This is a genomic window from Rhodococcus sp. IEGM 1330 (assembly GCF_033142445.1).
In the GTDB taxonomy this organism is placed as follows: domain Bacteria; phylum Actinomycetota; class Actinomycetes; order Mycobacteriales; family Mycobacteriaceae; genus Rhodococcoides.
The window spans coordinates 37188-62437 of the sequence record NZ_JAWLSB010000009.1; the positions used below are offsets into that span (position 1 = coordinate 37188).

The window sequence follows — 25250 nt, forward strand, 5'->3', positions numbered from 1 at the left end:
CTAGAAGCCCACCAGACCGGCCGCGAGGTCCGGAATGTCGAGGGACCGGATGGCCTCGTCCCGCACGTCCGAGCATGTCTCGGTCGTGATGTCGTCGACGATCGCTCGGTTCTGCACCACCTGCAGATTGATGACGCCGCTCTGCGCCGCCCAGGTCTGCACCAGAATGTTCAGCCCACCTCGGCCCAGGGTGGGCCCCTGAACGCGCCAATTGGACAGCTGCGCCTCGAGGTCGGTGCACAACTGCTGCTTCTGCGCATCGGTGATCACTGCGTCCGCAGGCGGTGCGGTGACCGTGGTGGTCGGTGCGACCGTCGTGGTGGATGACGAACCGGTGTTGGTGGTGTCGGTGCTGCATGCGCCCACCAGCGTGAGCAGCGCAGCCGCGCTGACTACCGCGACTGCGCTTCTCCGTGCATCGAAGGTCGAACCCCGTCTGAGTTTCATGGTCCGAGTGTGCCATCCGCACTCGGTATGAAGGGTAACGATCAGTAACTGTGTTCGGGCCCGGGGAAGACTCCCGATCGCACCTCGGACAGGTACGTGGTTGCCGCTGTCCGCAGTGAATCGCCGACGTCGGCGAACTTCTTCACGAACTTCGCGGTCTTGCCGTTGGTGTATCCGGCCATGTCCTGCCACACCAGAACCTGCGCGTCGCATTCGTTGCCCGCACCGATACCGACGGTCGGAATGGTCAGCTTGCGGGTGACCTGGCCGGCGATGTCGGCGGGAACCATCTCCATGACGACGGCGAATGCACCCGCCTCCTGGACTGCGATGGCGTCGGCCACAAGCTGCTCGGACGCGTCTCCGCGACCCTGGACGCGGAAGCCGCCCAACGTGTTGACGCTCTGCGGGGTGAAGCCGACGTGGGCCATCACCGGGATGCCCGCGGCAGTGATCGCGGCGATCTGAGCGGCCACGCGCTCGCCGCCCTCGAGCTTGACTGCGCCCGCGAGCCCTTCCTTCATGAACCGGACAGCGGTTTCGAGGGCCTGCTGCGGCGATGCCTCGTACGTGCCGAAGGGCATATCTGCGACGACGAGGGCGTGCGGTGCGCCGCGGACCACTCCGCGGACCAGCGGAAGGAGCTCGTCGACGGTGATCGGCACGGTGGTGTCGTAGCCGTAGACGACGTTTGCCGCCGAATCGCCGACGAGGAGAACAGGAACGCCGGCTTCCTCGAAGATGCGGGCGCTGGAGTAGTCGTAGGCGGTGAGCATTCCCCAGCGCTCACCGTCGGCCTTCATCTGCAGAAGGTGGTGGGTGCGGGTCTTGCGGGTCAATGCGGTGGAGGGTGCTTCCTGAGCAGATCCGCCGTACACAGCAGTTTCGGACATCTTTGTCCCTTTCTGGTCCTCGAGGCCCGCTCGGCGGGTCCCCGGGATGGGGTGTGATGACGTGCGTAAGTCTGCCACTGCATGCGACCTACCGGAGCGCTACCAGCAGTGCAATTCGTCACACCTCGCCGAGCGCCGAGTAGTCCCGCCAGCCATTGGTGATCGGTATGCGGCGGTCGCGCCCGAACGCACGAGAGGTGACCTTGGTGCCGATCGGATATTGACGCCGCTTGTACTCCGACGCGTCGACCTTGCGCAGAATGTCCGCCACCACCGCCGCGTCGAACCCGGCCGCCACGATGTCCGCGAAGCCTTGATCGTGGTCGACGTAGCGAAACACGATGGCGTCCAGTTCGTCGTAGTCGGGCAAGGAGTCGGTATCGAGCTGGCCCGGCCGGAGCTCGGCGGACGGCGGCTTGTCGATGCTCGACTCGGGGATCGGAGGGATGTCCCCACGGTCGGCAGCGGACTTGTTTCGCCACCGCGCCAGATCCCACACGAGCGACTTCGGCACGTCCTTGATCGGCGCGAAGCCGCCGACGGCATCCCCGTAGATCGTCGAATAACCAACGGCCAGTTCGGATTTGTTGCCGGTGGCCAGCACCAGATGGCCGAAGCTGTTCGACAGCGCCATCAACACCATGCCCCGGCAGCGGGCCTGAATGTTCTCCTCGGCCAAGCCGGTCAGATGCAGCTGGTCGACGTAGCAGGCGACCATGTCGGCAATCGGCTCGACGCGGAAATGAATACCGGTGCGCGACGCGAAATCCTCTGCGTCGGTGCGGGAGTGATCCGACGAGTACGTCGAGGGCATAGACACTCCGTGTACCGCATCATGGCCCAGTGCGTCGACGGCGATGGCGGCGACCACCGCCGAATCTATACCGCCGGACAATCCGAGGGCCACCGATCGAAAACCGTTCTTGTGCACATAGTCTCGTAGTCCGGTCACCAGTGCGCCCCACACCTGTTCCTCGGTGCTCGCGATCTCTGCGAGGTACGGCTCGGCTCGCTGCCAGCCGGTGACGGCCACGTCGGGGAGCGTCACCCGATCGATGGTCCAGCCGGGCACCTCGGCAGCATCCGGATGTGGTGCCGTCGGGGCATCGACGTCGACGATCAGGAGATGCTCGAGGAATTGCGGGGAGCGGCCCCAGGTGGAACCGTCCGGCCCGACGACGAAACTCGCTCCGTCGAACACCAGCTCGTCCTGGCCACCGACGACGTTGACGTAGGCGACCGGAGCGTCGATCTCGGTGGCCCGTCGCAGGGCGATGGAGCGCCGCACCTCGTCCTTGCCCTGCTCGAAGGGGCTGGCATTGAGGCAGAGCAACATGTCAACCCCGGCCGCGGCATAGGCGGGAACGGATCCGCCAGGTTGCCAGATGTCCTCGCAGACAACGACACCGAGCCGCAGGCCGTTCACCGTTGTGATGCTCAGGCCGGATCCCGGAGCGAAGTAGCGGGCCTCGTCGAACACTCGGTAGGTGGGGAGCGAGTGCTTGTCGTATCGAGTTGTCACCCGTCCGTCGACGATCACTGCCGCGCTGTTTCGCGAACCCTCGGCGTCGCGATCGAGGTAGCCGACCACCACGATGCGATCGCCGCACCCGGCATTGTCCAAGGCGGTCGCCAACTCGGTGAGGGCGCGAGCCGATGCGGCGGCGAACGACGGCCGCAGAGCCAGATCCTCGACGGGGTATCCCGTCAGCGCCATCTCGGGAAACACCACCACGTTGGCACCATCGTGGGCTGCGCGGACCGTCCACTCGACGATCGCTGCGGAATTCGCCGCGAGATCGCCGACGACGGAGTTGATCTGGGCGAGGGCGAGTCGAAGTGCCTGCACTGCGCCCACGCTAGTGCTCGGACGACGTCCCCGCCGGGCAGCGGGAGCGAAGCGCTCGAAAGACCTGGCACGATCGTGCCCATGAGAACGCGCACCAGGAGCACGGCCGCGGCACTGTCCACGGTCGCCGTGTTGGCCGTCGGCTGCTCCACCTCCGAGCCGACAGCCACTCCCGAGAACTCCGCTGCGCCCGACAGTTCCTCATCGGCATCCGCCGTCGGCCCGATCCCCTCGGGGCTCGAGACGTTCTACACCCAGACGCTGGAGTGGGAATCCTGCGACCGGTACAACACCGACGGCAGCGAACTGGGAAGTGCCGTCGAATGCGCGATGGTGACCGTGCCGTTGGACTACGCCGATCCCACCGGCACGACGATCGAGGTCGCCATCTCCCGGACGCAGGCAACGGGCGAGAAGATCGGATCGATACTGATGAACCCCGGTGGTCCCGGCTCCTCGGGGCTGTACCTGGCCACGCAGGCCGACGGCACCGACATCGCCGATCGCTTCGATCGCATCGGATTCGATCCGCGCGGGATCGGAGCATCCGAACCTGAGGTGCGGTGCCTGACGGCCGAGGAGGTCGACCAGGAGCGTCGCGAACCCGACGTCGACGTCAGCCCCGACGGCATCGCGGCGACCGAGTCCGACCATCGGGACTACGCCGCGCAGTGTGTCGAGCGCACCGGGGCGGACGTGCTCGAGCATGTGGGTACCCGGGAAGTGGTGCGCGACATGGACGTCATCCGCGCGGTTCTCGGCGACGAGAAGATGACCTACATCGGCTACTCCTACGGCACCCGGATCGGGACCGCGTACGCCGAAGAGTTCCCGTCCAACGTTCGCGCGATGGTGCTCGACGGTGCGCTCGATCCCGACCAGTCACCTGTCGACGAGGCCGTCGCCCAGGGCGCGGCGTTCCAGACCGCGTTCGATCAGTTTGCGGCGGACTGCGCACAGACCGACACCTGCCCGCTCGGAACCGATCCGGCGCAGGCCGTCGAGCAGTTCCGATCGCTGGTGGAACCGCTGATCGACCGGCCAGCCGAGACGACCGATCCCCGCGGTCTCAGCTACGACGACGCGATCACCGGTGCCCAGCAGGCGCTGTACTCGCAGCAACTGTGGCGTCTGCTGCGGGCCGGATTGAACGAACTGCGCGACGGTCGGGGCGACACACTGCTCCGGCTCGCCGATACCTACTCCGGACGGCTGGAGGACGGCAGCTACACCAACATCGACGACGCGTTCAATGCCGTTCGTTGCGTCGACGGCCCGCCGACCACCGATCGCGCGGCGGCCGACGAGGCAGACGCCAGGTTCCGTGCCGCCGCGCCGTATCTGGACGACGGCCGGGCGACGGGCAATGCGCCGCTCGACCTGTGTGCCTTCTGGCCGGTGCCGAACACGAGCGATCCGCACATCGTCGACGTCGAGGGACTGCCGACGCTGGTGGTGGTCTCGACGACCAACGATCCGGCCACGCCCTATCAGGCAGGTGTGGAGTTGGCGGCTCAGCTGCGCGGTGATCTGGTGACGTACGAGGGCACCCAGCACACGGTCGCCTTCTCGGGCGTCGAGTGCATCGACGATCCGTTGGTGAACTACCTCGTCGATCTGGCTCCGCCGCAGGACGGATTGCGGTGCTGACGTGCTACCTCACGACCTGGGAAGCGTGCTGAGAGTTTCACGAAGTGAGACCGAATTCACGATGTAACACAGATTTAACTCCGTTTGCTTACTCTCGCGTTCATGGATCGTCAAAAGGAATTCGTGCTCCGGACCCTCGAAGAGCGCGACATTCGTTTCGTCCGCCTCTGGTTCACCGACGTCCTCGGGTACCTCAAGTCGGTGGCCATTGCCCCCGCCGAGCTCGAAGGGGCATTCGACGAGGGAATCGGCTTCGACGGTAGCGCCATCGAAGGATTCGCCCGCGTGTCCGAGGCCGACACCGTGGCAAAGCCCGATCCGTCGACGTTCCAGATTCTGCCGTGGTCCACCAGCAAGGGTCACCAGCACTCGGCGCGGATGTTCTGCGACATCGCCATGCCCGACGGCTCGCCCTCTTGGGCCGACTCACGCCACGTGCTGCGTCGCCAGTTGAGCAAGGCCGCGGACCTCGGATTCAGCTGCTACGTGCACCCCGAGATCGAATTCTTCCTGCTCAAGGACGCCCCGCAGGACGGTTCACCGCCGACCCCGGCCGACAACGGCGGCTACTTCGACCAGGCCGTGCACGACTCGGCCCCGAACTTCCGCAGGCACGCCATCGACGCGCTCGAGTCGATGGGAATCTCGGTCGAGTTCAGCCACCACGAGGCCGCGCCCGGTCAGCAGGAGATCGACCTTCGCTACGCCGACGCACTGTCGATGGCCGACAACATCATGACCTTCCGCTACGTGGTCAAGGAAGTCGCCATCGAGGAGGGTGTGCGCGCGACGTTCATGCCCAAGCCGTTCAGCGATCAGGCCGGCTCGGCGATGCACACGCACATGAGCCTGTTCGAGGGCGACGCCAACGCCTTCCACAACCCGGACGACCCGATGCAGCTCTCGGAGACCGGCAAGTCGTTCATCGCCGGCATCCTCGAACACGCCAACGAGATCAGCGCCGTGACCAACCAGTGGGTCAACTCCTACAAGCGACTCGTGCGCGGCGGTGAAGCACCGACCGCTGCGTCGTGGGGACCGGCGAACCGCTCGGCACTGATCCGCGTGCCGATGTACACCCCGAACAAGGCCTCCTCGCGTCGCGTCGAGATCCGCAGCCCAGACTCCGCCTGCAACCCGTACCTGGCATTCGCGGTGCTGCTCGCGGCCGGTCTCCGCGGAATCGAGAAGGGCTACACCCTGCCGCCCGAGGCCGAGGAAGACGTGTGGGCACTGACCTCCGCGGAGCGTCGCGCCATGGGCTACAAGGAACTGCCGGGCAACCTCGATCAGGCACTGAACGCGATGGAAGGCTCCGAACTGGTCGCCGAAGCACTGGGCGAGCACGTCTTCGACTTCTTCCTCCGCAACAAGCGTCGCGAGTGGGAGGAATACCGCAGTCACGTCACGCCGTACGAGCTGAAGGCCTACCTGGGTCTTTAACAGCGCGGCGTCGTCATGGGCTACGTTCTAGTCGATCGAGAATGTAGTTCCGATGCCGGCGTGGGCACCCTCGCGTCGCATTACCGACGACGGGGTAAAACTGTGGCACGCCGAGGTGGATTCTGATGGTGCGTCCTCCGACTTCCAGATCCGTCGTTCCCGGACCGGGCCGTCTCGGCTTGGTCGAAGAAACTGCGCCGTCCGATCTGCGCACTCTCGGTTGGACTGATGAGGACAGCCTGGAGCTGCTCTGGTCGCTCTCCCGTGCGCCCAACGCGGACCTCGCCCTGCGCACCCTGGTGCGGATGTACGAACTGCTCGGTGCCGGGTGGGCGGAGTTCGACTCCGCACTGCGCACCGACAAGGGATTCCGCGGTCGCATCCTCGGTCTCGTCGGTGCCTCCAGTGCGCTCGCCGATCACCTGGTTGCCGACGACAGCACCTGGCGTCTGCTGCTGACCAAGGAAGGTCAGAGCAGCGGAGTCTCGGCCAAGATCGAGCTACCCACCAAGGCCACCCTGGTCGCGGAACTGCTCGAGGCCGTCGGCGCCGAGCCCGAGACCGGACCCAACGCCGCACCGGACCTGTACCGCGCGTCCGTCATCGGGCCGCCCGCCGTGATCGCGCTGCGCAAGAAGTACCGCGACCAGATCATGGTGCTGGCGGCATACGACCTCGCCGCGACCGTCGAGAACGAACCCGTCCTGCCGTACACGGTGGTCGGTTCCCAACTGTCCGACATGGCCGACGCAGCACTCACCGCGGCGCTGGCCGTGGCCGTGGCCACCGTGTGCCCGGACGCCCCGTGTCCGACGCGTCTGGCCGTCGTTGCGATGGGCAAATGCGGTGCGCGCGAACTCAACTACGTCTCCGACGTCGATGTCGTGTTCGTCGCCGAGCCCGCCGACTCGCAAGCGAGCCGCATCGCCGGTGAGATGATGCGCATCGGATCCTCGGCATTCTTCGAGGTGGACGCGGCACTGCGTCCCGAGGGCAAGCGCGGCGAGCTGGTCCGCACCTTGGATTCGCATGTCGCCTACTACAAGCGCTGGGCCAAGACCTGGGAGTTCCAGGCGTTGCTCAAAGCTCGCCCCATGACCGGCGACATCGCGCTCGGCAACGATTACGTCGACGCGGTCAACCCTATGGTGTGGTTGGCCAGCCAGCGCGAGGATTTCGTGCCCGAGGTGCGCGCCATGCGGCGTCGGGTCGAGGAGATGGTGCCGCCGGAGCTCCGCGAGCGCGAGATCAAACTCGGACGCGGCAGCCTGCGGGACGTCGAATTCGCCGTCCAGCTCCTGCAATTGGTGCACGGTCGAACCGACGAGTCGCTGCGCGTACTCGGCACGACCGACGCACTGACCGCACTCACCGAGGGCGGCTACGTAGGCCGCGACGACGCTGCAAACCTGACGGCCTCCTACGAGTTTCTTCGGCTGATCGAGCACCGCCTGCAGATGCAGCGAATGCGTCGCACACACACCCTGCCTCCTCAGGACGACGAGGAAGCCCTGCGGTGGTTGGCCCGTTCGGCGCACATGCGACCCGACGGCAACCGCGACGCCCTCGGCGTGCTCAACGCCGAGATCAAACGTAACGCGCAGCGCATCAGGCGGTTGCACGCGAAGCTCTTCTACCGGCCGTTGCTCGACTCGGTGGTCAAGTTCGACTCCGAGACAGTGCGTCTGACGCCCGACGCTGCGACGCGTCAGCTCGCCGCGCTCGGCTACAAGACTCCGCAGAACGCGTTGGGTCATCTGCGAGCGCTCGTCGGCTCGGGCACTCGGCGCGGCCAGATTCAGGCCGTACTGCTGCCGACCTTGCTCGAGTGGCTCGCCGACACCCCCGACCCGGATGCCGGCCTGCTGAACTACCGCAGGCTGTCGGAATCAGCGGGGGAGCAGACGTGGTTCCTGCGCGTGCTGCGCGACGAAGGCGCTGTGGCACAGCGACTGATGATCGTGCTCGGCTCCTCGGCCTACGTTCCGGATCTGCTGATCAAAGCCCCCGAGGTCATTCGGTTGTTCGCCGACGGACCCACAGGCCCGCGGCTGCTGGACGTCGAACCGGAGGAGACGTACCGGGCGATCCTGTCGTCCTCGGCGCGGTACGAGGATCCGGTACGGGCGATCAATGCGGCCAGGGCACTACGACGCCACGAACTGGCGCGGGTGGCCTCGGCGGACATCCTCGGCATGCTGGACGTGCCTCAGGTGTGCCGGGCGCTGTCCTCGGTCTGGGCCGCGGTCATCAACGCCGCTCTGGCAGCGGCTGTTCGGGCCAGCGAGATCGAGCGCGGCGAATCGGCACCGGCAACCCTGGCCGTCATCGGCATGGGACGCCTCGGCGGCGGTGAACTCGGATACGGCAGTGACGCAGACGTACTGTTCGTCTGCGATCCGGTGGACGGAGTCGACGAGACCGTTGCGGTCAAGTGGGCCAACACCATTGCCGATCGCATCCGCAAACTACTCGGCGCGCCCAGCACCGACCCGCCCCTCGAAGTCGATACCGGTCTGCGGCCGGAAGGCCGAAGTGGACCGGTGGTGCGCACTCTCTCTTCGTACGCCGCGTACTACTCGCAGTGGGCTCAGGCATGGGAAGTGCAGGCGCTGCTGCGCGCACACCAGGTGGCCGGCGACCAGGATCTCGGAATCCGATTCCTGCTGATGGCCGACAAGGTGCGCTACCCCGAGGGCGGCGTGTCCGCCGATGCGGTCCGCGAAATTCGACGCATCAAGGCGCGCATCGACTCCGAGCGTCTGCCCAAGGGTGCCGACCCCTCCACCCACACCAAGCTCGGACGTGGGGGACTGGCAGACATCGAATGGACTGTTCAGCTGATCCAGCTCAGGTACGCGCACAAGGTCCTGACGCTGCACAACACCTCGACCCTGCAGTCACTCGACGCCATCGGTGCGGCCGAGCTCATGAGCGAAACCGACGTCGAATTGCTCAGGGAGGCATGGATCCTGGCGACGAAGGCGCGCAACGCACTGGTACTGGTCCGCGGAAAGCCGACCGATCAACTGCCTGCACCGGGAGCTGTGCTCTCTGCAGTCGCGCAGGTGGCGGGCTGGGAGAACGGCGACGCCGGAGCGTTCCTCGACAACTACCTGCGTGTGACGCGTCGGGCAAAGGCAGTGGTGGAGCGGACCTTCGGCGGGAACTAGTCCCAGCCCCCTCTAATCACTGCCGACGGTGACGAACCCCTGCTGAACCATCCAGTCCCGTGCGACGTCCGCAGGCTCGCGCCCGTCGATGTCGACCTGCTTGTTCAGCTCGGAGATGGCCTCGTTGGTCAACGCGGCCGAGATCGGCGCGGTCACCTCGGCGATCTCGGGGTACTGATCGGCGACTTCCTGGCGGATGATGACCGTGGCGTTGTAGCGCGGGAAGAACGACTTGTCGTCTTCGACGACCGTCAGATCGAGGCCCTTGATACGTCCGTCGGTGGTGAACACCTCACCGAACCGGCACTGCGCGCCCTCGGCCGTGGCCTGGTAGATGACACCCGTCTGCAGAATCTGCACCGGCAACGTGCTCGCGTCAAACCCGTAGGTGGCCGCAAGCCCGGGCAATCCGTCCTGGCGACTGTTGAACTCGGTCTCCACACACAGCGCGCCGGCGGCGGGGTCGCGGTTCACCAGAGCGGCGTAGTCGGACAGGGTGCGAACCCCGGTCTCCTGTGCAACCTGCTCGTTCATGGCCAATGCATAAGTGTTGTCCATCGGCGCAGGGTTGACCCAGTCGATGCCGTTGGCCTTGTCCGCATCGCGCACGGCCTCGAACTGCTCGGTGGCGTCGGGAATGGGAGTTTCGTTGCCCAGGAAGTTGATCCAGCCGGTGCCGGTGTACTCGTAGGCGACATCCACCTGACCGCTCTGCATGGCCAGCCGCACGCTTTGCGAGCCGGCGATGTTGGTCAGGTCGCGAACGTCGGCGCCGGCCGCGCTCAGTGCGAATTCGAGGATGTAGCCGAGGATGATCTGCTCGGTGAAGTCCTTGGATCCCACGGTGAACTGGGCACCTTCGAGGCCGGGGAGCGGGGTGATGCTTCCCGGTTCGACGGACAACGGCATGGCGCCGCCGGATTGCAACCCGCATCCCGAGATCGCCAAGGTTGCCGCGGCGCACAAGGCCGCAAGTCGTCGAGTGGTGCGCCGCATCAGCGGAGTCCTTTCGGTCCGAGGAACGCCTCGGCGAGAGCGCCCAGCCAGTCGACCAGAAGTGCGAGAGCAACAGCAAGAACTGCTCCCACCACCAGAATGATCGGCTGGTTGAGCTTGTAGCCGGTATCGATCAACACGCCCAAACCGCCCGCTCCGACGAGGAAGCTCAGCGTTGCCGTTCCCACGGCCAGCACCAGCGAGGTCCGCAGACCCGCGAGAATGAATGGAACCGCCAGCGGAAACTCGATGCGCCGCAGGATGCCCATGTTCGACATTCCCTGCCCGCGCGCGGCGTCGATGTAGTTCGGGTCCACCGTCTGGAAACCCAGCATGGTGTTGCGCAGAACCGGGAGCAGTGAGTAGAACGCGATGGGTAGAACACCCGCGGTGAACCCCGTCCACCCGGTGGCGAGGAACAGCAGAACCAACAGACCGACCGCAGGGGCGGCCTGGCCGATGTTGGCGATACCGATGAAGAGCGGAGCCAGCTTCCGATACCCGGGGCGCGTCAGCAGAATCCCGAGCGGTACCGCGATGGCGAGTACGAGTGCCGTCACGACGAACGTGATCGCCACGTGCTCGCGAACCGCCGTGAAGATGCTGCCGGCGTTGAGGGTGCCCGACTGGGTGGCGGTGAGGTCCCGGCTGAACGTGTAGACCAGCAGCGCCGCCACGATGACGAGAACGACCACCGGCTGGATGAGAAGCCGTATTCGCTCGGCCCGCTTGGCGGCTCGCGCGGTGTCTTTCGTGTCGTCGCCGGTATCCGCGAGTGTGGTCACGAGGGCGTCCCGACGTCGCTGCGCGCCTCGTCGTGATCGTTCGCGTGCTGAGACCGCAGAGATTTGATGGTGTCGATCAGTACGTCGATCGTCACGGTGCCGACGTACTCGCCGCGGTTTCCGGTGACGGTGGCCGTCGCGTTGCCCTCGGACAGAAGAGCTTCGAGCGCGTCCTGGAGGGTGGATTGCGTCGAGACCATTTCGCCCATCGGCACACCGACGTCGCGCAGGCTACCGACTCCGACGAGGTGGCGTCGATCGGTCCACCGAAGCGGGCGCTTGCGCGAGTCGAGGATGATTCCCCACGCCTCGGGATCGGAGCCGAGAGCGGTGTTCATCGTCTCCACCGAATCGTCCTCACCGAAAACAGGGACGTCGGACAGTTCGATGTCGCGTACCCGCATCAAGGTCAACTGCTTCAATGCCGCTCCGGCACCGACGAAACCGGCCACGGTGTCGTCTGCGGGGTTGGCGAGAACGGCCTCCGGAGTGTCGTACTGGAGGATGGTCGATTGGTTGCCCAGAACGGCGATCCGGTCGCCGAGCTTGACGGCCTCGTCGAAGTCGTGGGTGACGAACACGATGGTCTTGCCGAGTTCCGCCTGCAGCCGCATCAACTCGTCCTGCAACAGTCCTCGGGTGATCGGATCGACCGCGCCGAAGGGCTCGTCCATCAACAGCACTGGGGGATCGGCGGCGAGAGCGCGGGCTACGCCGACACGCTGCTGCTGGCCACCCGAGAGCTGACGCGGATAGCGCTCGCGGTAGACCGCCGGATCGAGCCCGACGAGATCGAGCATCTCGTCGGTACGGTCGTCGATGCGCTTCTTGTTCCACCCGATGAGCCCGGGCACCATGCCGACGTTCTGCGCGATCGTCATGTGCGGGAAAAGGCCCGCCTGCTGGATGGAGTAGCCGATGGTGCGACGCAACTCGTTGGGGTCGATCGAGAGCGCGTCCTTGCCGCCGATGGTGATGCGGCCCGACGTCGGCTCGATCAGCCGGTTGATCATACGCATCGTCGTCGTCTTACCGCAGCCCGAGGGCCCGACCAGAACGACGACCTCGCCGGCGGGAATCGTCATGGACACGTTGTCTACGGCCGCGAGCTTCTGCCCCGGGTAGCTCTTGGTGACGTTCTCGAGCACGATTTCCGCGCCGGAGACGTTCGATGTACGGGTCGAGTCACTCACGGATACCCCTCGAGGTGGTCAGTTTGCCGATCAACACGTAGATCCCGTCCAGGATCAACGCCAGCAGGACGATCAGGACAGTGCCGGTGAGGGCCTGCGGTAGGGCCGTGGGGCTGCCTACGCGTGCGAGCCCGGAGAACAACAGGTTGCCCAGGCCAGGGCCTTTCGCGTACGCAGCAATGGCCAGGATGCCCATGGCCATCTGCGTGCTGATCCTCATTCCGGTGAGAATCGACGGCCAGGCGAGAGGGATTTCGATGCGGCGAAGCACCAGTGTGCGACTCATGCCGATTCCGCGGGCGGCGTCGGCGACGGCCGGATCGACTGCAGCGAGGCCCACCACGGTGTTGCGGATGATCGGCAGCAGGGAATAGAGGACCAACGCGGTCACCGTGGGCCGAACGCCCAATCCCATGATGGGGATGAGGACACCCAGCAGCGCGAACGAGGGGATCGTCAGGATCGTGCTGGCGAGAGCCGTCGCGATCGCCGAGCCAGCGGGGCTGCGGTAGACGAGAACTCCGATCGCGACCCCGATGACGGTGGCGATGACGACGCATTGCACGACGGCCGAGACGTGCAGATAGGAGTCGATCGCCAGTTGCCTTCGCCGTCCTACGACGAAATCCCACAGTGCATCCATGCAGTTGTCGTCCTCTGTTCGCCGTTAGCGGATAAATACCTTTACCCCACGTACCGACTATCAAACGCCGACCGGTCCGAATACTTGGCCGATTGCCGCAAACGTCGACGATCGGGTACGACCCGAGAACGCAAGAACGCCCGGCCGAAAAGATTCGGCCGGGCGTTCTCAGCGTGAAATCGCGTCGATCACACGTCGTAGTACAGCGAGAACTATCACCTGGGCGTTTGTTGTCGTTGACGCCGTTGGTTACTTGGGTTCCTGCTGGTCAAACGTGTTGAGTCTGTTGGTTGCATAGGGACAGTTCATGCTGCGCTGCGGACGCACTGCGGACGATCGGCCGAAACCGGCCTCCCCAGTCGTCACGGTTGACCGTAAAAAGGGGTACTCACTTGCGTGTACCCCTGATTTTGAGCGTGACTCAATGTCACCCACTCGCGTCATACCTGCTCAGGTTCGCTACGTTGCTAGATCAGTTCGAGTCGGTGCATCTGGTTGCCGCCGATCACCGGTAGCTTGCGCTCGCGGTCGGTCAGGTCACCGCTGTAGGCGTGCTCGTACACAACCCAGACGTCGGCGCGTCGACCGGCGCGGAGCATGTCGGCGAACTCGTCCATCGACATGCCCGACGCGTCGTAGAGGTCGATCACCTTGACCACACCGGCGCTGTTCTCGAGGCCTCGTGCGATCTGAGCGAGGTCGGCCACCGACTGGGCACGTTTCGGTGTGGCCGAGGGTGGGGTGACGCTCGGAGGGATTGCGACGGTGCGGCCCGTCGAGCCACGGCCGCCCATCACAGACCGCCGAGGGTTGCATGTGAGATGCGACCCTTCGAGTCATCGACTCGGCGTCGTCGGTCCCAGTGGGTCGGGTATTCGATGACCTCGGGTAGATCTACCCCATCGCAGTGTCGCAGCTTGCCGTAGGCGAGCAGTGTCGACGGCTGCAGCCGCTCGATAACCTGCTCGAGTCCGTCACGGAATGCACGAATGCTGTCGGTGTCGCCCGATCGCACTCCGACGCTGGACACGGCGACGGTCGCGCCGGCTTCCAGCCCTGCGAATGCGTAGTCGTAGCTCGCTCGGTCGGACCAGGACACGGTAGGGATGACGTCGACGCCGAGGGCCTGCCAGTACGCGGCCACCCACCGGGAGCGGTAGACGTTCCAGATCGACGCGGCCCGCGGCATTCCTCGCCACAGCGAGAAGTCGGGCGAGAGTGCGCGGCCGACAGCGACGGCGCGACGAGCAGACCGCTCGGGTGAGGACCAGACCGTCTCGAATCGGTAGTCGTCGAGGAAGCAGTGCACAGCGCCACCGGTGTCGGCGGCGTGCTGGCGCTGGCGCTCGACGTGCCACGCTGCGAGGTTGGCCGGCACCGTGAGCGATGGCGCGAGATCCGGGATTCCGTGCTCGTTGCTCGACGGAAACAGCGTCCGGAGGTTGAGCGCGTCGAGGCGGCCCGGGTTGGTCTGCCACCGAGTGCTCGATCGCGTGCCGTGAATGCCGGTGATCGTCGTCATGGCTGGTGACCTTTCGGAAAACAGGGTGCCGGTGTCGGCATCGTGGCTGGTGGGGCTACTTGCCGGGACGTTTTGACGGGATGTGTAAAAAAGGATGGGGACTGGGCAGTCCCCATGGGGATGGGGTGGGGTCTGTAAAAGTCGACGGGGGTCATACGAGGTCCGGCCAGTCGAAGAACGTCGTCCCCAGGTCCATGTAGGACTCGTCAGACGCAGGCTCGGCTGCGGTTGCTGGCGGGGCCGTTCCAGCCCACTCCCAGGGCGTCACACCGGTCACTGCGGGGCGCTCGTCGTCGCGTGAGCCGTCCTGGCGCTGCGAGTTGCAACGTCCGTGCAGAAGTCGGTCGGCCTTACCGCCGTCTCGTGCGCGTCGTTCGGAGTGATCGGCAGCGAGCGGGGAGCCGTCCCAGTTGGCGGTGGGGGCCTTGTGCATCGGCAGCCCGCACCAGTAGCACGGTGTCCCGTCGACGTGGACGTGCAGAAGACCGGCCCGCGTCTTCACGTGGTCGTATCCATACCCACGTTCGTGCCTGGACTGGCTCAATCCGGCCATGTCGGCGCTCCTGTCGAGGTGTGAGTGATGAACGAAGCCCCTGACCAACTGTGCGAGGTCAGGGGCTTCGAGTTCGGCGCTGGCGGGCTTAGATGACGGGTAGACACCCCGGGGGGTGCCATCGAGTACCCGCGTGCCGCCATGCATTCCGCTGCCCTCGGAAGGCCTCGAAAGGTCGGGTGCGGTGAGTTTGACGCCGAAGATCGGAGGGTCAGCGGAACCAGGCAGCCTCTTGCACGACCTCTTCGTGCTCCTGACCGTGTCCGGCCTCGCTGAGCGGCACTGCGAGCTCGTTGGGGATCGAGGCGAGCGTGTCGGCCATCGTCGGGTCGGCTGTGATCGCTGTGACCCAGTGCTGGACGCGTGAGGGGGCGATCGCGCCGCGTGCCACGGCATCCTCGACCTTCGCGCGCACCTGACGGGTCTGCTCGGCGGCCGCAATGACCTTGCCCTGCTCGGCGTCGTGTCGGAGCTGTGCGAGCGCGGTCGGGTCGAGTCCTGCGGCCGCTGCGACTTGCTCGGGGGTCGGTTCCGGTGCGGTGACCAGTTCCTCGACGGCGGCGAGCACGGTATCGACCGCGGCGTCGGCGGGCAGGGCCAATGCCTCGAGCAGTGCGGTCCATGTGGCTTCGGGAACGGTGGTGTCAGCCATTCGTGTTCTCCTTCGGGGTGTCGAGTTGCGTTATGGCAGCGATGATTTCGTCTTTGTCGAGCGCGTCGGCATCGATGCCTCGCTTCTGCGCGTAGGCCGCCCAGACGGCTTTCGTGGCCGACGCCTTCGGTCGATCGGAGGTCGGGGGCGTCGCGGTGACGTTCGGGATGGACGTGCCCTCGGTGGTGCCGGGTTCGCCTGCCGAGAGCGGTTCGTCTTGAACCTCTGTTGCCGTGTCAGGGTGAGTTGCTTCGGGTAACGCTCTTTCGGGCTCGAACACGCCGAGGTGCTCGAATTCGGCGACGATGCTGTCGTCGATGTCGACTGTCTGGCCGTGTGTCGCCAGGCGCGCGGTGCCGTCCTCGGTCCACGAGAACAGCGCGTGTGCGATGGTCACCAGGGCCATGGCTCAGCCCGCCAATCCGACGAGCTTCTTCACCGCGTAGGGCCTTTCGAGCGCGAACGCGGGGACTGCGAAGCCCTGGACCCACTTCGAGCGGATCGAGCGGTCGTCCCAGGTGTCGACGGTCAGGGGGAACTCGAATCCGACCGTTCCGGCCTGTCCCTTCTGCAGGGCGTACCCGGTGCCCGGCGTCAGGCGCGGTGTCGAGAAGATGCCCGCGGTCAGTCCGGCCGACTTGAGCACGTCGTCGAGGTTCTCGCCGTAGGCGACCTTGAGCGCGCGCTCCTGATTCGGATGCAGCACCAGCAGGTCGTTCTGCACGCCGAGTTCCTGGAGGTCGTTCGCGAGCTGTGCGTCGGCGAAGTCGGCGGCCGGTCGTGCTGCGTTCGGCGTCAGGTTCGCCTCGGGTCCGGTGGTGATCACGGTGTTCCAGTTGTGACCGGCGATGGTGTTCTCGGCACCGATACCCGCGTCGACGACGGCCAGAGCCGAGTCGTTGAGCTTGCGGACGATGGTGTTCGTGAGCTGCGTGGTCTGCTGATCGAGGTAGCTCGCGTCGTTGCGCTTGACCCGCTCGTCGGAGATCGAGAACTTACCGCCCCAGTCCTCGGGCTTTGCCAGCTTCGACTCGGGGTCGACGCCCTCGACGATGGCGTATTCGGTCTCGGGAACGCGCTGCTCGATCGGCTTCGAGGTGTAGAAGTCCGACGCCTTGATGACCGAGTAGAGCAGGCCGCCACCTTCGACGGGAGCACCGAGAGAGGTGAAGAACTTGTCGAGCACGAGCTGCGGATCGGCCAGCGCGGCAATGCGATTGCGGATGACGCTCTGCTGCTTGAGTGCGACGTCGACGGTGAGCCGACGCCCGTTCAGTTCGGGAATGAGGGAGTTTGCCATGTGTGAATTCCTTTCAGTACAAGCTGATTTCGGCGTCAGCGCCGGATGCGGCACCGGTTACTGCGAAGCCGATCGCGATGCCGGAGGTCTTGGTGACGACCTGTCCGGCATCGCCGACCTCGACCTCGGCGTTGGCGGCGATCGTGCCGGCGGCGCGGATGAGCACCACCCGTGATGCGCCTCGGCTGACGGCGACGAGTTCACCGAATCCGGCGTCCTCCTTGGCCACGCCGAATGCGCGGGCTGCGGCCGGCGCGGGAGCTACGGCGATGTTGCCGCCCCTACGGTTGCCGCTGACGGCGACGAGTCGCTTCGCCAGGAAGGCTGCGGTGGCGAACACAGTGACGTCCGCACCGGGCTGGTACACAGAGACATTGACCATGGGTCATCGGTCCTTTCGAGTGTCGTGCAGCGTGAGTGCTGCGATGGCAGTGCGGTGGCGGCGGCGAGTGGCCGCAACCTTGAGTTGAGCGCGCTGGCGGGCGGTGAGAGCGTCCGCTCGACGCGGTGCGGGTGACGATGCTCGAGTGAGCGTGACCGGTGTTCCGGCCGACGCTGCGACGCCGAACAACTCCCCGATGTCGGCCAGCGTGCTGATGCCGGGTCGGGTGACACCGAGCAGCGCGACGGCGGTCAGCACCAGTGGGTATTTCGTGCCGTCGGGCATCTCGACGTCGTGAACGGCCTCGACGCTGCGCCGTGGATAGGCGCTGGCCGCAACGTCACTGAGCCAGGCCGGGACGCCGACGAGATCGCCCACCAACGTTCGACCGCCATCAGCAAGACGAATATTCGCGACCTGTCCGAGAGCAGGCTCACCGTCGAACCGATCGTCGACGTGACCGAGCTTGACGATCGGGCGCGGTACTGCGGCCGACGCGTGGGCGTCACGAGCGGCACGGAGCAGTCGCGGGGTGACGTTCCATGTGCCGGTGGAGATTTCCCAACGGCCGACCTTGACCAGCTCGACGCCGGGGATAGTCTTGGTCTCAACCACGGTGATCACCCACGTGGTTGACGCGCCGCCCGCTCGTGCACGGCCGCTGCGCTGAGAAACCAGCGGCCACCAATACGGCGGCCACGGATGCTGCCACGGCGTGCGAGGTCGCGGACGGCAGCCGGGGTGCTGCCGAGAATGGCTGCGGCGGTAGCGGTATCGAGGTCACGCCCCGATGATGCACCCCGCGTACCGATTTCCCTCGAAAGTCTTACGTCTGCGTCAGATTCTCTGACGTCTGCGGCAGATTCGAGCTGTGAGCGCAGTAGTTCGAGCTTCGGTGTCGGCCGAGAACCGTTGCGTCGGAGCAGGTTGACGAACAGGCTCATCGCCTCCGCGAGTGTGCGCGCATCCTCCGTCGTGAGCACGACGCCGACGACGCGGCGGATCTCACTCACCGCGCTCGTCTCGACGTCGCCAGTCCTCCAGCCACTGCACGAGACTCGCGTCCGGCTTCCCCGGTTCGGAGTCGGGGGCGTTCACGTCGGCTTCGAGGTTCGCATACCGATTTGCTGTGACCGCGAACAGCTCCGAGCGTGCCGAGGTGTGGAGCTGCGGGACGATGTCGCGGGCGACGTGGAGGATTGCGTAGAGCAGTCGATCGAGGCGGCCCTCTTCGGTGGCCGAGTCGACCAGCTCTGTGAGCACCTCGACGCTCCGGTCCGGCATGTGTTCGGAGGTCAGGAACACCTGCCAGGCCGTAGCCGCGCGACGGCGGTCGGCGTAATAGGCGGCCATACGTTGGCGGTTCTTCTCTTCCATTTACGTTGTCTCCCTTGACTGTTCGATCGTATCGATGATGCGGTCAGCGAGCCTGGCCGCTTCGGTGAATGTGTGGGGTCGGCCGCCGATGGCGACGATGCCGGGTGATCCGAGCGCGACGGGGATCTGCTCGCGATGGTCGCCGCACCGCTTGGAGCGCGAGCGTGTCCGCGTCTCGCAGCCCGCCGCTTCGCACTGGACCGCGTTCTGTCGGGCTGTCACGCGACGTCATTGCTGCGAGGTCGGCCCGGTGGCCGGCGGAATTCGGGAAGTCGTCCGGCGAGCACACCGTCCGATGCGGGCTCGCCGATCGACCAATCCCGACACGGCCCGATTGCTGGACACTCCCAGCACAGCCGCACGGCCGTCCTGTGGCGCTCGTCGACGTCCTCGCGGGACTCACCCTCACTCATCGGGTCGAACAGCTCGCCACGACCGACACAGGCCGCGTCGGGCAATTGCACGGTGTCCCGAAGCATGTCGGTCAGGATCAGCTCGAGTGGCGAACGTGGATCGGCAGCGCCGGTGATATTCCGACTGCGGCGGGTCACAGGTTCTTCCCTGAGTCGTTGATGGTCGCGGTCTGCGCGAGGTGCGGGCGGCATCGGAGGCACGGGATCGGTCGTGCCTCGTCGTCGTAGCCGATCCAGCCGTCGCGGCAGTGGTGCGTCTGGACCACTGCCAAGTGCCGATCATCGACGTCCTCGCCGGTGCGGTCTTTCATCACGTCTCCTAGGCGCTCTTGGGGTTGCGCCGTCGTCGGTCTCGACGGTCGGCCACGAGTTGGTAGTACGTCTTACTGACGGACCAGCCGCCCGCGAGCATCTGTTCGGCGGCGGCACGCTCGCCGGTCATGAAGCCCTGCTGGATCTTCCAGTCCAACCATGCGAGGGGGTTCTCATCCGATTTAGGCTCGTCCACAGATTCGCTCGCGCGTGCGTTACTTAGGTGAGAAGAAGAACTGACCTGATCTATGACCTGATCTATGACCTGATGGGGGTCCACTGAGTGACCCCCTTGTTGCACACTCAGTGACCCCCTTCCGGTCACTGAGTGACCCCCTTCATGGGCCTCCAAGGGGTCCACTGAGTGACCCCCTTTGTCGGATGAAGGGGGCCACTCAGTGGGGGGCTTGGGGATAACCCGATGGACGTTTGCACGTCCCTTCCCGTACTGGTTTCCGCCGAGAGATTCGAGCGAGATGTACCCCTTCGCACGGAGCGTTTTCAACGCGCTCTTGAGGGCGGTACGGCTCACCGCGGCGTCCCGCTGGAGACGCTCGTTGCTCGGATATGCGTTGCGGAGATCGGCGTCGGCAAACGTGCTCAGGATGACGAGAACCCGGAACTCGGCATGAGTCAGCTCCTCCACACCACGGAGGGACTTCAGCCAGTCCAGCTTCGACACCCTGGGCATGTCCGCTTCGGTCATAGGTCAGAGGCCCCGCAATCTCTGGAACGTGTCGATCGCGGCCTCGACAGTGCGCATGTAGTCCAGCAGCGCGGTCGGATCTTCGGTGTCGTCGAGCCCGACGAGGTTGATCGACAGCCCAGCGCGGGTGACTTCACCCTCTGAGTTCACAAGGTCTTCGACGCACAAGACGTGGCCACCGTCGAGCTCGAGGTTCCACTGCCGCGTCAACAGCCCGTCGTGGAGCATCCACTCGGATGGAAGAACGGCATCGAACCCGTGCGGCGGGTCCGGCAACTCCGATGAGCCCAAGTCGGCCAGGTCGTTCTCGGTGGCGTCACCGAAAAGTTCGGTGCCGCCTGCGGGGGTGTGCGTCTGCGACACACCCTTTTCAGGGGCATCACTGAGAAGTGCCAGCACCGTGACTGTGGCGTCGACCAGGTCGACGGCTTCGCCGATGTCGAGGCTCATCGACACACTGCGGCCGTACGCGATGTGGATCCGGTTGCCGGATACGACCTCAGCCGTCACCGGCTCGTCTGTCATCTCGTCGAGTTGGGCGAACATCAGGCCACCGCCGACTCGTCAGATGCGCCGGTGGCGAGATCTACCAACAGCAGTAGGGCGCGAGCCAGGTTGGCCGCCTCATCGATGCTCAGGCTGTAGTGAGCCTCGCCGGACACGCGGACGGCCTTACCGTCCACCTGCTTGAAGCCGTGACGCTCGAACCCGATGCGAGGCGATGCGTCCGCTACCCCCTGTCGTACGTCTGCCATGATTCGAGCCGTCTCAAATGTCCCGTTGTCGTGCCATCGACCGAAGTAAGTCGCGAACAACGGAACTGAAACCGCCTCGGATCGCCACGACATCGATGTCCTGTCAGCCACCCTGTCGCCTGAGTCGAATACACGTTGGTCGCCATCTTTGGATGCCCAGTACGGACGATCAGGGCCCTCGAGACAGTCGACGGGCGCATTGGCCGCGATGAAGAGCTGCGGAGTCATGTCCTTCTTGAAGGCCGCGATGTTCCGTTGCGCAGACGTGGGCGGCTTGACCTCGCCCAGCAGCTCACAAGCGGCAGTGTGGATGGCATCGGTCTGGGTAGACAAATCGATGTGCGCATCGTTGGCCACCTTGTAGAGCTGCTTGAGGGCCGACCCGTTCGGCACGAACCCGAGCAACGTGAAGAGCAGGTCGCGCAGATCGTCGTACGTGAAGCGACGTGCTTTAGCTCGCGATGCCACGTCAGCGTTCCTACGGTCTATAGTGGTCATGTTCGATCAGTTCCTTCTGGGATGTCGGAGTTGATTGCCTCGCCCTCGATCGCGGTTGCCGCCGCGTCGGGGGCGTTTTCTTCTGATAGTTCGTACGGATCGCGGGTCAGGGGCATCAGGCCGCCTCGGGCCCGGTAGCCGCTTCCTGCTCCTGAATCCACGCCAAAATCGTGCTGCGACGCCAAACCCTGCGGCGGCCGAGCTTGAAAGACGCAGGGCCTTTGCCGACCGACGCCCAGTAGCGCCAAGTACCGGCGGGTGTGCCCGTCAGCTCTTCACACTGCGGCGCTTGCAGAAAGTCATCTCGTTCCATGTCCGGCCTCCCGGTGTGATTCAAATTTGATGTGTGCTGCATTACTGCACTGTCAATATTGGCTGTTGAGGATGATGCTTGTCAAGCACTATGCTGCAAATATGAATCAGGAATTCGGGGAACTGCTGAAAGATCGTCGAGTCGCGCGGGGGCTGAGCCAGCGTGCGCTAGCGGAAAAGCTTGCAGAGCTTGGGTTTCCGATCGATCCTTCGGCGATCACTCGAATGGAGACCGGGCAGCGTGAGCCCAAACTGTCGGAGGCAATGACACTCTGCGATTACTTGGACATCGATCTGGCCGTGCTGGACTACGGACGGAATAGCCTGGCCTACCACGGGGCGGTCGAGGCGGCGTCTCACTCCTACCTGGAGGCGCGAAAAGCGTTGCGACGGTTCATTAATGACGCCGAGTACGTCTACATGGTTCATCGGCCAGATCTCAACTCGCAGGTCAATCCGCCCAACACTCACGAAGAGGTTCTCGAGTACATCATCGCCGTCTTGCAGAAGCAGCGATCGACCGAGAATGAACGGCTGGTTGCACCGACGGAGGGGCACATCGATGCTGCATTCCGCCAGGCTCTGCTCTCGGAGGTTTTGGAGGATCTAGAGGAGGCGGGCGATGGCGAATCGTAATCGGCGATCGGGCGTCGAGGATCGTTGGCTGAAAGCGAACAAGGACAAGTCCGCCCAGTTTGGGGTCGGAAAGCGTTGGCGCGCAAGATATGTGGACGACTTAGGCAAGGAGCACGCGCGGTCGTTTGATCGCAAGGCAGACGCGCAGGGCTGGCTCGACGGCACCGTGTCCACCCTGGTTCAGGGCACTCACGTTGCACCCCGCGACGCGAAGCTGACAGTGCAGCAGTGGTGCGATCAGTGGATCGTCGGCTACGGCGTGAATCGGGACAGCACGGTGCGGCAGGCGCGGACTCACATCGCACAGATCACGGCCGAGTTCGGGACGCTGCCGCTCGCGGGGATTCGACCGTCGATGGTGAAGGCGTGGACCGCGAAGCTGGCCAAGGCGGGGATGGCCGACTCGTACGTGCATGCCCTCCATCAGCGGCTCTCGCAGATCCTTAGTGATGCGGTCCATGACAACCTGCTCGGCCGCAACCCTTGCTCGAGGCGGACATCGCCGCCGATGGGTAAGGCGAAGATCTACCTCATCACGACCGCGCAGCTGTGGGCGCTGTACGAGGCGATGGCGGACCACCTGAAGCCCGCGATCCTCCTCGGCGCGTTCGCGGGTCTCCGCGTTGCTGAAGCGTCGGCGCTACGGGTCGACGACGTCGACTTCATCAGGGGGGTGGTCCACCCGAAGTTGCAGTGGCCGGCCAAGCCGCTGAAGACGGAGGGGAGTGAGGCACCGATCCCGATCCCGCACGAGATGACGCTGCTGCTTTCGTCGTTCGTGAAGCTGTGGCCACACGAGAACATGGTCACGAACGGCCGCGGGGGAGCGGCGGGGCCTTGGGTGATCGATCGGGAGATTCGGCGTGTCCGGCCGGACATCGAGGGGTTGCCCGAGGAGTTCACGTTCCACGATTTGCGGCATTACCTCGCGTCTCTGCTGATCCATTCCGGCGCTGATATCAAGACCGTCCAGGCGCGGGTGAGGCACGCGAGCGCGAAGACCACGCTCGACATCTACGGGCACCTGTGGCCGGACGCAGACGAGTCCACCCGTGCCGCTGTTGGTGCTGTGATTGCGGCTCGAATGGACTCGTTGAAAGCTGCTGCGGACTGACTGCGGACGGTGGAGCTGTGGGCTCACGCCGTCCGCAGGTCAGGGCCTACAGGTGGATCACACGTCGTAGTACAGCGAGAACTCGTACGGGTGCGGACGCAGGTTCACCGGAGCGATTTCCTGCTCGCGCTTGAGCGAGATCCAGGTCTCGATCAGGTCGGTGGTGAACACGCCACCCTCGGTGAGGTAGTCGTGATCGGCCTCGAGCCTGTCGATCACGGCATTCAGCGAGGTAGGTGCCTGAGGGATGTTCTTGGCTTCCTCGGGCGGCAACTCGTAGAGATCCTTGTCGACCGGTGCCATCGGCTCGATCTTGTTCTTGATTCCGTCCAGACCCGCCATCATCTGAGCGGCGAAGTTCAGGTACGGGTTACCCGAGGAGTCCGGCGCACGGAACTCGAGGCGCTTGGCCTTCGGGTTGTTGCCGGTGATCGGGATACGAACCGCAGCGGAGCGGTTGCGCTGGCTGTAGACCAAGTTGATGGGGGCCTCGTAGCCCGGCACCAGACGGTGGTACGAGTTGATCGTCGGGTTGGTGAACGCCAACAGCGACGGTGCGTGGTGCAGGATGCCGCCGATGTAGTGGCGAGCGAGATCCGACAGTCCGGCGTATCCGGCCTCGTCGTGGAAGAGAGGCTTGCCGTCCTTCCACAGCGACTGGTGCACGTGCATGCCCGAGCCGTTGTCGCCGAACAGCGGCTTCGGCATGAACGTCGCCGACTTGCCGTTCTTCCATGCGGTGTTCTTGACGATGTACTTGAACAGCTGCAGATCGTCGGCCGCACGGAGCAGCGTGTTGAACTTGTAGTTGATCTCCTGCTGACCGCCGGTGCCGACCTCGTGGTGCGCACGCTCGAGCTCGAAGCCCGCATTCTGCAGGTTGGTCGAGATCTCGTCGCGAAGGTCGACGTAGTGGTCGTACGGAGCGACGGGGAAGTAGCCACCCTTGTAGCGGACCTTGTAGCCGAGGTTCGGGCTGCCGTCGGCCTCGGTCTCGGCTCCGGTGTTCCACCAACCCGAGGACGAATCGAGTTCGTAGAACGCGGAGTTCGCCTGCGAATCGAAGCGCACGGAGTCGAAGATGTAGAACTCGGCCTCGGCACCGAAGTACGCGGTGTCGGCGATGCCGGTGCTGGCCAAGTACTCCTCGGCCTTGCGTGCGACGTTGCGCGGATCGCGGCTGTAGGCCTCACGCGTGAACGGGTCGTGGACGAAGAAGTCGATGTTCAGCGTCTTCGCGTTGCGGAACGGGTCGATCTGAGCGGTGGCGTAGTCCGGAAGCAGAATCATGTCGGACTCGTGGATCGACTGGAAGCCGCGAACGGACGAGCCGTCGAACGCGAGGCCGTCCTCCAGCGTGTCTGCCGTGAACGCCTTGGCGGCGATCGAGAAGTGCTGCTGTGCACCCGGCAGATCCGTGAACCGGATGTCGACGTATTCGATTCCTTCATCTGCGATGAACTTGATGACCTCTTGGGCCGTGGAAAACGCCACGCTTTTGCTCCTTTGTTGAGTCCGTCAACCTGACGGTATGGACTTGGTGTTGCCCGCCCGTCAAGCCCGTGTTTCGCCCGTGTTACGCGTCCTGGCTCACGACTGGCACGAACAACAGTACGTCCAGGTGTTTTCCCGTGTGCTCGACCGCG

General features: G+C 65.0%; 29 protein-coding genes. 5 read left to right on the forward strand and 24 right to left on the reverse strand.

The genetic code is table 11. The features are described 5' to 3' along the window. The 3 genes from R4P57_RS19840 to R4P57_RS19850 form a co-directional block, all read right to left on the reverse strand. On the reverse strand, positions 1-447 hold the full coding sequence (locus R4P57_RS19840; RefSeq protein ID WP_317804557.1) for a hypothetical protein: 447 nt from the start codon (positions 445-447) through the stop codon (positions 1-3). A gap of 41 nt (positions 448-488) precedes the next feature. Beyond that, positions 489-1340: a 3-methyl-2-oxobutanoate hydroxymethyltransferase gene (gene panB / locus R4P57_RS19845; RefSeq protein WP_317804558.1), complete on the reverse strand. Its 852-nt coding sequence runs from the start codon at positions 1338-1340 to the stop codon at positions 489-491. Between the two features lie 118 nt (positions 1341-1458). Next, a complete protein-coding gene (locus tag R4P57_RS19850) occupies positions 1459-3189 on the reverse strand; it encodes an NAD+ synthase (protein ID WP_317804559.1) in 1731 nt (576 codons plus the stop codon). A gap of 81 nt (positions 3190-3270) precedes the next feature. Between R4P57_RS19850 and R4P57_RS19855 the strand changes: the two genes are divergently transcribed. The 3 genes from R4P57_RS19855 to R4P57_RS19865 all read left to right on the forward strand — a co-directional run bounded on the left by R4P57_RS19855 (position 3271) and on the right by R4P57_RS19865 (position 9455). Further along, positions 3271-4839 (forward strand): alpha/beta hydrolase, encoded by a 1569-nt coding sequence (locus R4P57_RS19855; RefSeq protein WP_317804560.1) that lies wholly within the window; start codon positions 3271-3273, stop codon positions 4837-4839. A 102-nt stretch (positions 4840-4941) separates the two neighbouring features. Further along, positions 4942-6282: a type I glutamate--ammonia ligase gene (glnA, locus tag R4P57_RS19860; protein WP_032379097.1), complete on the forward strand. Its 1341-nt coding sequence runs from the start codon at positions 4942-4944 to the stop codon at positions 6280-6282. 125 nt (positions 6283-6407) lie between these two features. After that, on the forward strand, positions 6408-9455 hold the full coding sequence (locus R4P57_RS19865) for a bifunctional [glutamine synthetase] adenylyltransferase/[glutamine synthetase]-adenylyl-L-tyrosine phosphorylase (RefSeq protein WP_317804561.1): 3048 nt from the start codon (positions 6408-6410) through the stop codon (positions 9453-9455). 12 nt (positions 9456-9467) lie between these two features. Here R4P57_RS19865 and R4P57_RS19870 read toward each other — a convergent pair whose 3' ends face one another. The 20 genes from R4P57_RS19870 to R4P57_RS19965 form a co-directional block, all read right to left on the reverse strand. Beyond that, positions 9468-10451, reverse strand: a complete 984-nt coding sequence (locus R4P57_RS19870) for a glycine betaine ABC transporter substrate-binding protein (protein WP_317804562.1) — start codon at positions 10449-10451, stop codon at positions 9468-9470. Continuing rightward, a complete protein-coding gene (locus R4P57_RS19875) occupies positions 10451-11236 on the reverse strand; it encodes an ABC transporter permease (RefSeq protein WP_317804563.1) in 786 nt (261 codons plus the stop codon). The genes R4P57_RS19870 and R4P57_RS19875 overlap by 1 nt, the downstream gene beginning before the upstream one ends. After that, positions 11233-12429: an ABC transporter ATP-binding protein gene (locus R4P57_RS19880; RefSeq protein ID WP_317804564.1), complete on the reverse strand. Its 1197-nt coding sequence runs from the start codon at positions 12427-12429 to the stop codon at positions 11233-11235. Before R4P57_RS19880 ends, R4P57_RS19875 begins: the two co-directional genes overlap by 4 nt. After that, a complete protein-coding gene (locus tag R4P57_RS19885; RefSeq protein WP_317804565.1) occupies positions 12422-13072 on the reverse strand; it encodes an ABC transporter permease in 651 nt (216 codons plus the stop codon). The genes R4P57_RS19880 and R4P57_RS19885 overlap by 8 nt, the downstream gene beginning before the upstream one ends. 467 nt (positions 13073-13539) lie before the next feature. After that, on the reverse strand, positions 13540-13779 hold the full coding sequence (locus tag R4P57_RS19890; RefSeq protein ID WP_317804566.1) for a hypothetical protein: 240 nt from the start codon (positions 13777-13779) through the stop codon (positions 13540-13542). 86 nt (positions 13780-13865) lie between these two features. Further along, complete coding sequence (locus tag R4P57_RS19895; RefSeq protein WP_317804567.1) at positions 13866-14594, reverse strand: DUF4417 domain-containing protein; 729 nt, start codon at positions 14592-14594, stop codon at positions 13866-13868. A 151-nt stretch (positions 14595-14745) separates the two neighbouring features. Next, positions 14746-15147 carry a hypothetical protein gene (locus R4P57_RS19900; protein WP_317804568.1) on the reverse strand — a complete coding sequence of 134 codons (402 nt, stop codon included), beginning with the start codon at positions 15145-15147 and terminating at the stop codon, positions 14746-14748. 211 nt (positions 15148-15358) lie between these two features. Then, positions 15359-15799, reverse strand: coding sequence for a hypothetical protein (locus R4P57_RS19905; RefSeq protein WP_317804569.1), 441 nt, complete (start codon positions 15797-15799; stop codon positions 15359-15361). Further along, positions 15792-16196 (reverse strand): hypothetical protein, encoded by a 405-nt coding sequence (locus tag R4P57_RS19910; RefSeq protein ID WP_317804570.1) that lies wholly within the window; start codon positions 16194-16196, stop codon positions 15792-15794. The genes R4P57_RS19905 and R4P57_RS19910 overlap by 8 nt, the downstream gene beginning before the upstream one ends. 12 nt (positions 16197-16208) lie before the next feature. Further along, complete coding sequence (locus tag R4P57_RS19915) at positions 16209-17099, reverse strand: major capsid protein (RefSeq protein WP_317804571.1); 891 nt, start codon at positions 17097-17099, stop codon at positions 16209-16211. 13 nt (positions 17100-17112) lie between these two features. Then, positions 17113-17481 carry a capsid cement protein gene (locus R4P57_RS19920; protein ID WP_317804572.1) on the reverse strand — a complete coding sequence of 123 codons (369 nt, stop codon included), beginning with the start codon at positions 17479-17481 and terminating at the stop codon, positions 17113-17115. A gap of 3 nt (positions 17482-17484) precedes the next feature. Next, positions 17485-18096: a hypothetical protein gene (locus R4P57_RS19925; RefSeq protein ID WP_317804573.1), complete on the reverse strand. Its 612-nt coding sequence runs from the start codon at positions 18094-18096 to the stop codon at positions 17485-17487. A gap of 5 nt (positions 18097-18101) precedes the next feature. Then, positions 18102-18494: a helix-turn-helix domain-containing protein gene (locus R4P57_RS19930; protein ID WP_317804574.1), complete on the reverse strand. Its 393-nt coding sequence runs from the start codon at positions 18492-18494 to the stop codon at positions 18102-18104. Then, on the reverse strand, positions 18487-18858 hold the full coding sequence (locus R4P57_RS19935; protein ID WP_317804575.1) for a hypothetical protein: 372 nt from the start codon (positions 18856-18858) through the stop codon (positions 18487-18489). Before R4P57_RS19935 ends, R4P57_RS19930 begins: the two co-directional genes overlap by 8 nt. A gap of 218 nt (positions 18859-19076) precedes the next feature. After that, on the reverse strand, positions 19077-19409 hold the full coding sequence (locus R4P57_RS19940; RefSeq protein WP_317804576.1) for a WhiB family transcriptional regulator: 333 nt from the start codon (positions 19407-19409) through the stop codon (positions 19077-19079). Then, on the reverse strand, positions 19406-19582 hold the full coding sequence (locus tag R4P57_RS19945) for a hypothetical protein (RefSeq protein WP_317804577.1): 177 nt from the start codon (positions 19580-19582) through the stop codon (positions 19406-19408). Before R4P57_RS19945 ends, R4P57_RS19940 begins: the two co-directional genes overlap by 4 nt. A gap of 8 nt (positions 19583-19590) precedes the next feature. Then, positions 19591-20289, reverse strand: a complete 699-nt coding sequence (locus R4P57_RS19950; RefSeq protein ID WP_317804578.1) for a helix-turn-helix domain-containing protein — start codon at positions 20287-20289, stop codon at positions 19591-19593. Between the two features lie 3 nt (positions 20290-20292). Next, a complete protein-coding gene (locus R4P57_RS19955) occupies positions 20293-20835 on the reverse strand; it encodes a hypothetical protein (protein ID WP_317804579.1) in 543 nt (180 codons plus the stop codon). Continuing rightward, on the reverse strand, positions 20835-21512 hold the full coding sequence (locus tag R4P57_RS19960; RefSeq protein WP_317804580.1) for a hypothetical protein: 678 nt from the start codon (positions 21510-21512) through the stop codon (positions 20835-20837). The genes R4P57_RS19955 and R4P57_RS19960 overlap by 1 nt, the downstream gene beginning before the upstream one ends. Before the next feature lie 26 nt (positions 21513-21538). After that, complete coding sequence (locus tag R4P57_RS19965; RefSeq protein ID WP_317804784.1) at positions 21539-21703, reverse strand: hypothetical protein; 165 nt, start codon at positions 21701-21703, stop codon at positions 21539-21541. A 253-nt stretch (positions 21704-21956) separates the two neighbouring features. Between R4P57_RS19965 and R4P57_RS19975 the strand changes: the two genes are divergently transcribed. Both R4P57_RS19975 and R4P57_RS19980 read left to right on the forward strand, forming a co-directional pair. After that, entirely contained in the window at positions 21957-22490 is a 534-nt protein-coding gene (locus R4P57_RS19975; RefSeq protein WP_317804582.1) for a helix-turn-helix transcriptional regulator, read from the forward strand. Then, entirely contained in the window at positions 22477-23604 is a 1128-nt protein-coding gene (locus R4P57_RS19980) for a site-specific integrase (protein WP_317804584.1), read from the forward strand. The genes R4P57_RS19975 and R4P57_RS19980 overlap by 14 nt, the downstream gene beginning before the upstream one ends. Before the next feature lie 57 nt (positions 23605-23661). Here the strand turns inward: R4P57_RS19980 and glnA (R4P57_RS19985) are convergent, their stop codons facing one another. After that, on the reverse strand, positions 23662-25098 hold the full coding sequence (gene glnA / locus R4P57_RS19985; RefSeq protein ID WP_317804585.1) for a type I glutamate--ammonia ligase: 1437 nt from the start codon (positions 25096-25098) through the stop codon (positions 23662-23664). Between the last annotated feature and the right edge of the window lie 152 nt (positions 25099-25250).